Origin of the sequence: uncultured Massilia sp. (assembly GCF_913773735.1) — a bacterium.
Lineage (GTDB): Bacteria > Pseudomonadota > Gammaproteobacteria > Burkholderiales > Burkholderiaceae_D > Telluria.
Window position 1 is genome coordinate 22,362 of record NZ_CAJYEB010000040.1, and the last position, 12,894, is coordinate 35,255.

10 protein-coding genes are annotated in these 12,894 nt (G+C 68.7%); 7 read left to right on the top strand and 3 right to left on the bottom strand.

Annotated features, from left to right (window positions below):
- Nucleotides 1-41: 41 nt before the first annotated feature.
- The 3 genes from QZ749_RS20565 to QZ749_RS20575 form a co-directional block, all read right to left on the bottom strand.
- The gene (locus QZ749_RS20565; RefSeq protein WP_296950663.1) at nucleotides 42-1,187 is read right to left on the bottom strand and encodes an acyltransferase; all 1,146 of its coding nucleotides are present in this window, start codon (nucleotides 1,185-1,187) and stop codon (nucleotides 42-44) included.
- Nucleotides 1,188-1,360: 173 nt separating this feature from the next.
- Nucleotides 1,361-2,584, bottom strand: coding sequence for a PHA-depolymerase-like protein (locus QZ749_RS20570; RefSeq protein WP_296950665.1), 1,224 nt, complete (start codon nucleotides 2,582-2,584; stop codon nucleotides 1,361-1,363).
- Nucleotides 2,585-2,756: 172 nt separating this feature from the next.
- Nucleotides 2,757-3,524, bottom strand: coding sequence for a PEP-CTERM sorting domain-containing protein (locus QZ749_RS20575; RefSeq protein WP_296950667.1), 768 nt, complete (start codon nucleotides 3,522-3,524; stop codon nucleotides 2,757-2,759).
- A 335-nt stretch (nucleotides 3,525-3,859) separates the two neighbouring features.
- On the opposite strand from QZ749_RS20575, the gene QZ749_RS20580 reads away from it, so the two are divergent.
- The 7 genes from QZ749_RS20580 to QZ749_RS20615 all read left to right on the top strand — a co-directional run bounded on the left by QZ749_RS20580 (nucleotide 3,860) and on the right by QZ749_RS20615 (nucleotide 12,892).
- Nucleotides 3,860-5,308 (top strand): dihydrolipoyl dehydrogenase, encoded by a 1,449-nt coding sequence (locus tag QZ749_RS20580; RefSeq protein ID WP_296950669.1) that lies wholly within the window; start codon nucleotides 3,860-3,862, stop codon nucleotides 5,306-5,308.
- A gap of 423 nt (nucleotides 5,309-5,731) precedes the next feature.
- Entirely contained in the window at nucleotides 5,732-8,143 is a 2,412-nt protein-coding gene (locus QZ749_RS20585; RefSeq protein ID WP_296950671.1) for a TonB-dependent receptor, read from the top strand.
- A complete protein-coding gene (locus QZ749_RS20590) occupies nucleotides 8,143-9,291 on the top strand; it encodes a glycerophosphodiester phosphodiesterase (RefSeq protein ID WP_296950673.1) in 1,149 nt (382 codons plus the stop codon). Before QZ749_RS20585 ends, QZ749_RS20590 begins: the two co-directional genes overlap by 1 nt.
- Nucleotides 9,292-9,414: 123 nt before the next feature.
- Nucleotides 9,415-10,041, top strand: coding sequence for an HAD hydrolase-like protein (locus QZ749_RS20600; RefSeq protein WP_373896844.1), 627 nt, complete (start codon nucleotides 9,415-9,417; stop codon nucleotides 10,039-10,041).
- A gap of 114 nt (nucleotides 10,042-10,155) precedes the next feature.
- Nucleotides 10,156-10,623, top strand: a complete 468-nt coding sequence (locus QZ749_RS20605) for a MarR family winged helix-turn-helix transcriptional regulator (protein ID WP_296950674.1) — start codon at nucleotides 10,156-10,158, stop codon at nucleotides 10,621-10,623.
- Between the two features lie 2 nt (nucleotides 10,624-10,625).
- Nucleotides 10,626-12,689: an FUSC family protein gene (locus tag QZ749_RS20610; RefSeq protein WP_296950675.1), complete on the top strand. Its 2,064-nt coding sequence runs from the start codon at nucleotides 10,626-10,628 to the stop codon at nucleotides 12,687-12,689.
- Complete coding sequence (locus QZ749_RS20615) at nucleotides 12,686-12,892, top strand: DUF1656 domain-containing protein (protein WP_296950676.1); 207 nt, start codon at nucleotides 12,686-12,688, stop codon at nucleotides 12,890-12,892. Before QZ749_RS20610 ends, QZ749_RS20615 begins: the two co-directional genes overlap by 4 nt.
- Nucleotides 12,893-12,894 lie beyond the last annotated feature (2 nt).

Consider the following 12,894-nt stretch of genomic DNA (forward strand, 5'->3'; position numbering starts at 1 on the left):
GAGACTGGCAAAAAAGCCAGTATATCCCGAGAGCAATGAGCCTATCGAAGAACGCGCGCCGCCTTGGTGGAATAGGCCGGCAGCACCGCCGGCTTCACGAGCGCCGCCAGGATACGTCCCAGCGGCGCCTCCACCCAGCGACAGAACGCCGCCCCCGCCGCCACGCTGGTCATCCAGGCGGCGACGACACCCGCCAGCTGCCAGTGCGCTTCTTCCGGCGCAAACCGCGTGAACGCCGCGTTGACGACCAGGCACACCGGGAAGTGCACCAGGAAGATCGAATACGAAATCTTGCCGAGGTAGTTGACGAGCGACCAGCCGCGGCTGGCGCAGGCGCTCAGCCGGGTACGGCCGAACAGGAACAGCACGCACATGACGACCGCCGCCACCGCGATGCGGATACGGAAGTCCAGTTCCAGCGCCAGCAGCGTCGGCACCACCATCAGCAGCCACAGCGCACTCGTGGACGCGGTCCCGCGGCGCGGGTCGCTCGCCCACCAGGCCAGCACGCCCAGTCCGTAGCTGCCGAAGAAGTACGGCGCCCACACGTCCCAATCGGCGTCGCGGTTGAAATGGAACAGCGAGACGCCGGTCGCCGCCAGCACCAGGACGGGCATCAACCACGGCACGCGCCTGCCGCCGGCCAGCCATCCCGACACCCACAGCAGCAGCGTCAGCGATGCGTACAGCTGGAAATCGATCGCCACGTACCAGGCACCGGCCGACAGCGCTTCGTAACCCAGCACGTCGTGCAGCAGCAGCACGTGCGCCATCAGTTGCGCCACGCCGGCCGGTGCGGAAATCGAATCGTGGTCCATCCACGTGCGCGCCAGCGCCGAGGCGCCGATCGCCAGCAGCATGGCGACGATGAAGGCCGGCGCCAGCTTCAGGTAGCGGCGCCAGATCGTGGCGAAGGGCTGCGCAATGCCGGGCAGGCCGTGCGGAGACAGGGACTTGGCGGCCAGGAAGCCGCCGATGACGAGGAAGACCTGCACGGCGACGCGGCCGTAGGCATCGAGCCAGTCGACCGTGCCCGGCATCAGCGGACGCGCGACGTCGGCCATGGGGCCATAGAACGCCAGGTGGTGCAGCACGATGAGCTGCGCGGCGCCGGCCTTCAGGAGGTTAATCAGGCCAAATTGTGGGGGGACCGTTGCCGTCGGTCGGGGTGCTCCTGTCGTCTTCATGGGGTCCTGCCGGGCTGTTCAACAAAGCCCGCACGCCAATATGCATGACCATCTTGTCATATTGTCGAGCGGGCCTGCATCATAGCCGAGCCGGGGTCATGCGGGCCGCGCGTTACATCTTGTAACTTCTGTCTTTACGGCTTTTTTATGCGCCATCTTCACTAAACTGGAGTTCAAGAACAACTCCCATACGCGTAATACCCCGCCGCCGTCTGCCTCACATCGGTATAGGCCGTCACCAGGTAATACCCGAGATACTGGTTCGAATTGGTCGCATACACCTGGCTGCCCGCCCCCACGTAGGCGCGGCCGGCGGCCACGTGCGCGACGTTGCTGGCATACCAGTGGCTGCACGAGAACGGCGCCGCGGCATTGCCGCCGACGATCTTGTCGATCATGGTCTTGATCGCCACCATCTGGCCGCCGCTCTTGGCCGGGAAGTTGACGTCGTCGTAGCCCCACCAGTCCCAGCAACCGCCGGGGTTGGCGGCGGTGGCGTTCGCCTGCGGGTACAGGACGATGATGCGGTTGGTGTCGGCCCAGCGGTTGTAGCCGGCGTTCTGGTAGAACGCGCTGCCCACCGTGGACGCGTTCTGCAGGCAGCCGTGGAAGGCGACGTGCAGGCGGCACGACTGGCCGCTGGCGCAGGCCGCCGGCACGTAGGCGTAGCCGCTGCTGGCCATGCCGTGCGCGGTCGGGTTGAAGTTGCCCCAGAACGCGGCCTGGTCGAAGTTGATGAAGCTGCCGGTCAGCGTACCCGGGTTCTTCGCGTTCAGGCTGCCGTACAGCCATTTCAGGATCTCGCCGGCCGTGTCGAAGTTGCAGTTGTTGACGTAGGGGTTGCCGTTGACGGCGCAGCCGTTGCCGTAGAAATCGGTCGGCATCGCATGTTCGGCCGCCAGGTTGTTCTTGTACTGGATGTTCGCCGCCGGCAGGTAGTTGGCGTACATGGTGCGCAGGTCGTTCATGACGGGCTGGCGCACCGTCGCGTCGAGCGTGCCCGACAGCAGGTAGACCTTCGAGCCGGCCATATTGCTTGTCGGGTCGATGTAGCCGTTGCCGGACCACGTGTTCACGACCGAGATCAGGTACGGCAGGTTGCGCGAGGCGGTGTCGAGCATGCACGGCCCGACCGAGATGGCGGCATTGCCCTGCGAGCAGTAGACCGGGCCGCCGGCGACGATGCCGGCGCCCTTCCTGATCGTCTTCGAGTAGGCGAAGTGCATCTGGGCCGCCATGTGGGCGCCGGACGAGAAGCCGGAGACCGACACGTCGTTGACGCTGACGTTGTACTTCGGCAGGGTGACGGCGGCGGAAGCGCCGGTGGCCAGGGATAGGACGGACAGGCCGAGGACGGCGGCCGCCAGGCGGGCGGCCGCGCGATGCTGGATATTCATGTTGTCTCCGTATGGTTGTTGTGTTCGCCTCTTGTGAAGACGAAGTCAACTGCTGACAATTGACGGAGACCAGAATAGTTGAGCGGCCAGCACAATCAAGCGCCAGCGATGTGCGCGCACGATCACATCGCTGTGCGAAATGTCGCACCCGCCCGGGTCGGCGGGACGATCCTCAAGCCCGCTTGTTCGCGGACCTGCGGCGGCGGCCCATCAGGCCGATCAGGCCCAGGCCGCCCGCCAGCATGGCGACGTTGGCCGGTTCCGGCACCGGGCTAATCGAGATGTTGTCGACGGCCACGTCGTACGCCGTCCAGCCATAGACGTAGCCCGGCGTGAAGGTCGTGAAGGCGATCTCGTCGACGCCCGCCAGCACGTCGGCGAAGGTGCGGCCCGGCGGCAGGCCCGGCTCGAGCTCGGTGCCGCCGTAGCCGCCCCAGCCGCTCGGCAGCATCGACGAGGCCGTGTCGCCGATGGTCACGCCATAGTGCTTCCAGCCGCCGTTCGCGGCGCTGATCTCGCCCAGGTTGTACCAGACGCTGGTGTACGGCATGCCGCCGTAGGCGTTGTCGTAGTCGCGCAGTTCGACGATCAGGTTGCGGCTGACCTCGCGGCCGTCGTACTGGATCGCATTCGCCAGCACGTCGATGCCGAGCGTGACCGCGCCGAAGCGGCCGTAGTCGCCGGTAAAGGCGCCGTTGCTGCTGTTGAGCCAGTTCAGGCCGAAGGTTTCCACGTAGCGCGTGTGCAGCGCGGGCGCGCCGTTGCCCAGCGACGTGTCGATCCAGTTGCCTTCGTTGCCGTCGTAGGCCGGGCCGGCGTACCAGCCCTCGTCGCCTTTCGAGAAGTCGGTCGTGGTCCCGGGCGCCGCCGATGCGGCGGTCGCGGTGGCCAAGGTGGAGACGGCGGCGAATACTACCCCAGCGAGTGCTTTCGTTTTCATGCGTTCCTCGTAGTGTGGGTCAATGGATGCCGGCGCCACGCTCGCGTCCTGCGAGACGACGCATCCGGCCAGTCCATGCTGAGAGCGTGCATATGCAATGTCAAACGTGCGCCTGCAATGAATTTCACAAATTTGTCGCCGAGTACCACCGGGATGTCTCGAATTGTCGCGTGGTGCATGCACCCTGCATGGATGTGCCGAATCCGGTACACCCGCGCACGACGGCGGTGCGCCAGGATGAGACGGATGGGCAAATCGGTGCAGCGGCCGGGCATGGCGCTTGTGGCCGCGACGCGACACACTGGCCCCATCGCACTCCCCTCGAAAGGCATCCCATGAACCACCTGACAGTCGACGTCGCCATCATCGGCGCAGGCAGCGCCGGCATGAGCGCCTACCGCGCCGCGCGCGCCCATACCGACAAGGTCGTCGTGATCGAATCCGGCGCCTACGGCACCACCTGCGCGCGCGTGGGCTGCATGCCGAGCAAATTGCTGATCGCCGCCGCCGAAGCCGCCCATGCGGTCGACGGTGCGCATCGCTTCGGCATCGACGCCGGCCGCGCCGGCATCGACGGAAAGGCCGTGATGCAGCGCGTGCGCGCCGAGCGCGACCGCTTCGTCGGCTTCGTCGTCGAGGCCGTGCAGGCCTGGCCCGACGACCATCGCCTGGTCGGCCATGCGCGCTTTTTGTCGCCGCACGAACTGGACGTCGGCGGCCATACCGTCGTCACGGCCGGCCGCATCGTCATCGCCACCGGCTCCAGCCCGGCGATCCCGTCCGGCTGGCGCGAGACGCTGGGCGAGCGCCTGGTCGTCAACGACGACGTGTTCGACTGGGACGACCTGCCGGCATCGGTGGCCGTCGTCGGGACCGGCGTGATCGGCCTGGAGCTGTCGATGGCGCTGGCGCGCCTGGGCGTGCGCGTGCGCCTGTTCGGACGCGGCAACCGCGTCGGTCCGCTGACCGATCCGGCGGTGGCCGACAAGGCGCGGACCATCGTCCGGGCCGCGCTGCCGGCGTCGCTGGAAGCGGAGCGCATCGAGCCGGTGCGCGCCGGCGAGCGGGTGCGCGTGCGCTGGCAGGAGGACGGCGCCCGCCACGAGGAAGACTTCGACTTCCTGCTGGCCGCCACCGGCCGCCGGCCGAACCTGCGCGGGCTGGACCTGCAGCGCGCCGGCATCGAGCTGGACGCCTTCGGCATCCCGCACGCGGACCGCCACACGCGCCGCATCGGCAAGTCGCACATCTTCATCGCGGGCGACGCGGCCGACGACGTCGCGCTGCTGCACGAGGCATCCGACGAGGGCCGCATCGCCGGCGACAACGCGGGCCGCTACCCGGACACGATCGTGCGCCCGCGCCGCACGCCGCTGACGGTGGTGTTCAGCGATCCGCAGATGGTCATCGCCGGCGCAAGCCACGGAGAACTGGAACGGCGCGGCGCCGACTTCGTGTCCGGCGCGGCCAGCTTCGACGACCAGGGCCGCAGCCGCGTCATGGGCCGCAACCTGGGCCAGCTCCAGGTGTACGGCGAACGGGGCACCGGCCGCTTCCTCGGCGCCGAGATGATCGGCCCGGACGCGGAGCACATCGGCCACCTGCTGTCCTGGTCGGTGCAGCACGGCCTGACGGTGCAGCAGATGCTCGACAGCCCGTTCTACCACCCGGTGGTGGAAGAAGGATTGCGCACGGCGCTGCGCGCGCTGAAGGACAGGCTGGGCTTGCCGCTGCCGGCGCTGGAGGGCTGCCTGGATTGCGTGGCGGCGCCGGCGGTGCCCTGAACATCACGCTGCCCGTGCTCGCGCCGGCGCAAGGTCGACGGCACGACGACGTCTGCGGATGCGCCCCGCCTGGGCGCCACGCGGCTGGAGGTCGGGCCGACCCGCGGCGTCGGCGCCTTGTCGGACAGGGAGCGCATCGGGCAGTCACGCCTTGCCGCCTGCGGGTCGATGGTCCTGGTGCAGGCGCTGTCGTCGACGCGGCCGGACGCGGCCGGATCGCCGACCTGGATGTCGACGGGGTCCGCGTCGGCGCCCTGCGCCGCCTGCTCGACAGCGCTGCGCATTCCCGCCACGCACGCCACGCCGTGAAGAGCAACATTACAAGCTGGACAGGTCATCGAGGTTTCATCGTCCGGTAACGCGGCCGTCATGCTGGCTGGCTAAGCTGCGGTCCATTTTTAACCGCCGCAGAGCAACCCGACGATGACTCCCACCAAGCCCGTTGCATCCCGTCCTTCCTTCCTGCGTCCTTCGCTGATCGCCATCGCCGCGGCCACGCTGTGCGCCTCGCTGGCCCATGCGGAAGACGTCGCCGCCGTCGCCACGGCCGACGCGCCGGCGCCCGCCATCCAGGACACCACGCCCGCCGGCGCCATCGCCACCGTCGAGATCTCGACCCGCAAGACGCGCTCCTCGGTGGCGCTGTCCGGCACCGAGATCCAGAAGGTGCTGCCCGGCGTGAATCCGCTCAAGGCGCTGCAGGCGCTGCCGGGCGTGAGCTTCCAGACTGCGGACCCGTGGGGCAACAACGAGCAGAACCTGTCGCTGTTCGTGCACGGCTTCGGCGGCTCGCAGCTCGGCTACACGATGGACGGCGTGCCGCTCGGCGACCAGCAGTACGGCAACTACAACGGCCTGGCGCCGCAGCGTGCGCTGACCAGCGAGAACGTGCGCAGCGTGGTGCTGGCCACCGGCGCCGGCGACCTGGGCACGGCGTCGACCAGCAACCTGGGCGGCACCATCGAGACCTATTCGCGCGATCCGTCCGCCAACCGCAACGTCGACGTCCAGCAGACGCTGGGCAGCCACCAGGCCACCCGCACCTTCGTGCGCTACGACTCGGGCGACATCGGCGGCGGCAACAGCTTCTGGGTGTCGGCCCTGCACCACGAAGCCAAGGCCTGGGACTTCGACGGCCGCCAGAGCAACGACCAGTTCAATGCCAAGTTCGTGCACCAGGGCGACGCCGGCAAGCTGACCGTGTTCGTCGACTGGTCCGACAAGACCGAGCCGAACGAGGATTCGACGCTGCACAAGGCCGGCACGCCGTCGCCATACACCCGCCCGTTCCTGTACCCCGACTTCGCCGCGGCGCTGGCCTACCTGGGTCCGGACGGCTCGCCGCCGGCGTCCGCCAAGGAAAACTTCCGCAACTACTACAGCGACGCCCAGCGCACCGACAAGCTGGCCTACGCGAAGTACGACGCCTACCTGAGCGATAACCTCACCTGGTCGAACCAGTACTACTTCCACCACAACGACGGCGTCGGCGTGGTCGCCGGTCCGATCAACCAGGCCGGCCTGCCGGCGCTGTTCAAGGTCTACCTGCCGAACCAGGACTTGAAAACCGTGTTCGGCAATTCCGGCTACGCCACCCGCACCACCGAGTACAGGATCAACCGCCAGGGCTGGCTGTCGAACCTGCGCTGGGAACTGGATGCGCACCGCATCCAGGCCGGCCTCTGGTTCGAGCACAACAACTCTGGCGCCTACCGCCGCTGGTACGCGCTGGACGTGAACCACCCCAGCACGCCGTACCAGCGCCCGTCGAATCCGATCATCACCCAGTACGGCAGCGACATCGACAACAAGGTCGTGCAGCTGTACCTGCAGGACGAGTGGAAGCTGCGTCCGGACCTCGTCGTGCAGGGCGGCTTCAAGTCCAGCCTGCAGTTCGCCGATGGCCGCTTCCCGGTGAACCAGCTGCCCGCGTCGATCGGCAACGGCTCGACGGGCCTGCCGGAAGGCCGGATCGACACGAAAAAATGGTTCCTGCCGCAGCTGGGCGCGCGCTGGGACGTCACCCCGTCGGACCAGCTGTTCGCCAACGTGCAGAAGAACCTGCGCCAGTTCGTGACCTACGGCGGCGGCGGCAATTCGCCGTGGAGCCTGTCGTCGCAGGCGGCGTTCGACTATTTCAAGGCCACCGCGAAGCCGGAGACCTCGCTGACCTACGAACTGGGCCTGCGCGACTCGCGCAAGCTGGACCTCGGCGCGCTGACGGCCTTCGACGGCCAGGTATCGGTCTACCACGTCGACTTCCACGACCGCCAGCTGGCGGTGAGCTCGAACCCGATCATCACCTCGTTCGCCGGCGGCACCACGATCCTGTCGAACGTGGGCGACGTCAAGACCGACGGCGTCGACCTGGCCGGCACCTTCCATTTCGGCCGCACGTTCTCGTTCTACGATGCGATCTCGTACAACCGCTCGAAGTACCAGGACAGCTATATGTCCGGCACCACCCTCGTCCCCACTGCCGGCAAGTCGGTGCCGAACTCGCCAGAGTGGATGAACAAGTTCGTCGCCACGCTCAAGCCGGGCGCCGACGTCGAGGTGCAGCTGACCGGCGACTACGTCGGCAAGCGCTACGCCACCTATACCAACGACCTGTCCATCGCCGGCTACTTCCTGATGGGCCTGAACGTCTCGGGTAGACTGCCGGTACCGTCGGCCATCGGCGCGGTGAAGAACCTGCGCTGGTCGGTCGGCGTGACCAACCTGCTCGACCGCGAAGGCGCGCTGCAGCCGGTGGTCGGCCAGCCGAGCGGCAGCTACGCGACCTACCCGATCGCGCCGCGCATGGGTTTCATCACGTTGAAAGCGGATATCTGATGACGCACACGATCCTCCTGCCGGCCCCCGGGCGCCGGCGCTTCCTGCAAGGCGCCGGGGCCGGCGCCGCCCTGTCGCTGCTGCCGCCCCTGGCCCTGGCGCAGGCCACGCGCCTCGATCCCGCATCGAAGCCGACCCTGTACGCGCACCGCGGCGCCAGCGCGCTGCGACCCGAGCACACGCTGGCCGCGTATGCGAAGGCGATCGCCGACGGCGCCGACTTCATCGAGCCGGACCTGGTCTGCACCAGGGATGGCGTGCTGGTCGCGCGCCACGAGACGGCGATCACCGACACCACCGACGTCGCCCGCCGCGCCGAGTTCGCGTCGCGCAAGACCCGCAAGACCATCGACGGCGAGGCGCACGAGGGGTGGTTCGTGTCCGACTTCACGCTGGCCGAACTGAAGACGCTGCGCGCCGTCGAGCGCCTGCCGGCGATGCGCGGCACGCGCTACGACGGCCAGTTCCAGGTGCCGACCTTCGAGGAAGTCATCGACTTCGTCGCCGCGGAAAGCGCCGCGCGCGGGCGCGTCATCGGCATCATCCCGGAACTGAAGCACGCGACCTGGTTCGCCGCCGCCGGCCTGCCGCTCGAGGACCGCTTCGTGTCGACGCTGAAGGCGCACGACTACACGCGGCGCGCGCCGGTGACGGTGCAGTCGTTCGAGACCGCCAACCTGCAGGCCCTGCGCAAGACGCTCGGCAAGCGCGACGCCACCAACGTGCGCCTGGCCCAGCTCGTGGTGGCCGGCGGCGACTACGACAGGCTGCGGCCGGCCGACGTCGCGGCCGCCGGCGGCAAACTGACCTACGGCGACATGGTCACGGCGCGCGGCCTGCGCGACATCGCCGCCTACGCCGACGTGGTGGCGCCGAACACGCGCGCCGTGATCCCGCTGGGCAAGGACGAACGCCTGCTGGCGCCGACGACGCTGGTGGCGGACGCGCACCGGGCCGGCCTGCAAGTCGTCGTCTGGACCTTCCGCCCCGAAAACGCCTTCCTGGCCGCCGACTTCCGCAGCGACGCCGGCCCGGCGGCCCGCCACGACGCCGGCTCGATCGCCGAAATCCGCCGCTACCTCGCCACCGGCATCGACGGCCTGTTCTCCGACGACACCGCACTGGCCCGCACCGCCATCGACGGCTGACCCAGCGCAAACCGGGGTCAGAGCCGGGGTCAGAGTAAAATTTTTGGAAATATCTTTGTAGCCATTTCCAAAAACCGGGCTCTGACCCCGGCTCTGACCCCGGTTTGATGATGGTCATGCGACATGCTTTATCGACTCGTTATTTTTGATTTCGACGGCACGCTGGCCGATTCTTTTCCGTTCTTTCTCGGCGTGTTCAATATCATTGCCGACCGGCACGGTTTCCGGCGCATCGATACGTCGCGCGCGCATGCGTTTCGCCACTACGACACGCGCAGGATGATGCGGCACGTCGGCATGCCCGCCTGGAAGCTGCCGCTCGCATCGAAAGATTTCATCGGCATGATGCAGGACGGCGCCCATCGCATCGCGCTATTCGACGGCATCGCCCAAACCCTGCGGCACCTGCATGCGCGCGGCGTGCGGCTGGCCGTGGTGTCGTCGAATTCCGAGCACAACGTGCGCACGATCCTCGGGCCGGAACTGGCCGGCCTGATGCGCCAGTTCGAATGCGGGATGTCGATCTTCGGCAAGGCCAGCCGGATCCGCGCCGTGCTGCGCGACCAGCACACGGCCGCGGCGCAGGCGCTCTACGTCGGCGACCAGGCCACCGACGCGCAGGCCGCGCGCAAGGCCGGGGTCGCGTTCGGCGCCGTCCACTGGGGCTATGCGGCCATCGAGGCGCTGCGCCTCGAGCGCTGCGCCGCCGAGTTCGTCACGCCGGCGGATCTGCAGGCCATCGCACCGTAGGGTGCCTACCTACGTAGCATCCCGTAGCGCGTCCTCCTTGAAGGAAAATACTTCGCATGCTAAACTTTAGCTTATAAACAGTGATTAAGCCAATATTTACGCAGCGAAGTTTCCATGCCCCTTTCCGACCAGACCCTGAGCAGCCTGACGGCCGCCCTCACCCAAGCCTCGCGCGCCTACCGCGCCGCCGCCGACAAGGTCGCGGCCGATTTCGGCCTGTCGCAGGCCACCGGCCTGCCGGTGCTCGTCATCAGCCGCTTCGGCGGGAACGGCGTGCGCCCGGGCGTGCTGGCCGAGACGCTCGGCCTGGAGGCCTCGTCGCTGGTGCGCGTCGTCGACCACCTGATCGATTCGAAGCTGGTCGAGCGCCATGACGACCCGCAGGACCGCCGCGCCAAAATCCTGCGCCTGACGCCGGAAGGCGACCGGGCCGCCGACCGGATGAACGAGGCGCTGACGCCGTTCCGCCGCAAGCTGTTCGGGGCGTTCGAGCCGGCCGACGTGGAAGGCTGCCTGCGCGTGCTGGCCGGGCTGCCGGCCGCGATCCTCGCCGTCCAGGGCCAGGCCGACGACGCCAAATAAGCATGAAACTCGCTTCCCGCGCGGAGGTCCTGTTCTCCGTAAAGTCTTTCGCGGCAGCGATGCTCTCGGTCTACCTATCGATGCGCATCGGCCTGCCGCGCCCGTTCTGGGCGATGATGACCGCCTACATCGTCTCGGCGCCCTTCGCCGGGCCGACCCGTTCGAAGGGCGTGTACCGCGCCCTCGGCACCCTGCTGGGCGCGGTGGTCGTCACCTTCCTGGTGCCGCGCCTGGTCAACGCGCCCGAGCTGCTGTCGCTGGCGCTGGCCCTGTGGATCGGCGGCTGCCTGTACTTCTCGCTGCTCGACCGCACCCCGCGCTCCTACATGCTGATGCTGGCCGGGTACACGGCCGGCCTGATCGCCTTCCCCGCCGTCAGCGAACCGCAGGCGATCTTCGACATCGCCCTGGCGCGCGTGGAGGAAATCACGCTCGGCATGACCTGCGCGACCCTCGTGCACAGCCTGGTGCTGCCGCAGAGCTTCGGCCCGGTGCTGCTGGCGCGCCTGGACCATGCGGTGCGCGACGCCCAGCACTGGATCCGCGACGCGCTCAACCCGGCCGGCGACAAGCGCGCCGCCGCCGAGCGCCGCAAGCTGGCCGGCGACATCACCGAGCTGCGCCTGATGACCACCCACCTGCCGTTCGACACCTCGCACCTGCGCTGGACCGAGAAGGCCGTCAACGCCCTGCAGGAGCGCCTGGCCAGCTTCGTGCCGGTGGTCTCCGGCGTCGAGGACCGCCTGGCGGCGCTGCGCGAGCTGGGCGCCGATGCCGTGTCGGAGCGCTGGAGCGGCCTGCTGGCGCGCGTCGGCCACCTCACCGATGCCCCCAAGGGCAGCGCGCTGGACGCGCAGGGCGCGCGGCTGCGCAGCGAGATCGACGCGCTGGCGCCGGCCGTCAGCCGCGACCTCGGCTGGATCGGCCTGGTCGAGCTGAACCTGGCCGCGCGCCTGCGCCGCCTGGTCGACATCTGCATCGAGACGCGCACGCTGCGCCACCACATCGACGCCGGCGTCGAGGGCCGGCTGGGCCGGCTGCCGGACGCGGTGCGCCAGCTGCCCGGCGTGCCCGTCAGCGCGCTGCACCAGGACCGCGGCATGGCCCTGCTGTCGGCCTTCGCCGCCGTGTTCGCGACGCTGGCCTGCTGCGCCATCTGGATCCTGACCGCCTGGCCGTCCGGCGCCGCCGCGCCGATGATGGCGGCCGTGCTGTGCTGCTTCTTCGCGGCCCAGGACGATCCGCTGCCCTTCATCAAGGGCTTCCTGAACTACACGGTCTATTCGATCCCGCTGTCGGCCGTCTACCTGCTGGTGCTGCTGCCGGCCGTGCACAATTTCGAGAGCCTGGTGCTGGTGTGCGCCCCGGCGTTCCTGGTGATGGGCGTGCTGGTGGCCCGGCCTTCGACGTTCGGCAGGGCGATGCCGTTCCTGTTCGGCATCTGCTTCACGCTGGCGCTGATCGACACGCACACGGCCGACCTGGTGTCGTTCGCCAACGGCATGACCGCGCAGCTCGTCGGCCTGGTGGCCGCGGCCGTCACCACCGCCGTGTTCCGCCGCGTCGGTGCCGGCTGGACCGCGCGCCGCCTGCTCAAGGCCGGCTGGAACGAGCTGGCGCGCCTGGGCGGCGGCGAGCGCGTGACGCTGGCCGAGTTCTCGGCGCGCATGGTCGACCGCGTCGGCCTGCTCACCCCGCGCCTGGCGCTGGCCGGCGCGCACCAGGACCTGCAGGCGGTCGACGCGCTGCGCGACCTGCGCGTGGGCCTGAACATGACGCTGCTGCAGGACGTGCGCCCGCAGCTCGGCCGCGGCGAAGCGGCCCTGAAGCCGCTGATGGACCTGCTGGCGCGCCATTTCGCCCGGCGGCCGCGCGTCGACCCGCAGGGCGAGGCGCAACTGCTGGACGCGATCGACAACGCGCTGCGCGCGCTGTGCGACGGTACCCGCGACGACGCCCAGCGCGAAGCCCTGGCCGCCCTCACCGGCATGCGCCGCGACCTGTTCCCGCAGGCGGCCCCCTACCAACCCTCCCGCACCACTGACATCCACGAGGAGATCCGATGATCGGCGAAGTCAGCATCTACGGCCTGTTCGTTCCTCCCCTGCTGCTGCTCGTGCTGGCGGCGCTGGCGGTATCGCGGCTGCTGAACCTGGTCCTGGCCAGGACCGGCTTCTACCGCCTGGTCTGGCACCCGGCCCTGTTCGACCTTTCCCTGTTCGTCATCGTGCTCGGCGCACTGACCTATTTCACACGCAATCTGTCCTGAGT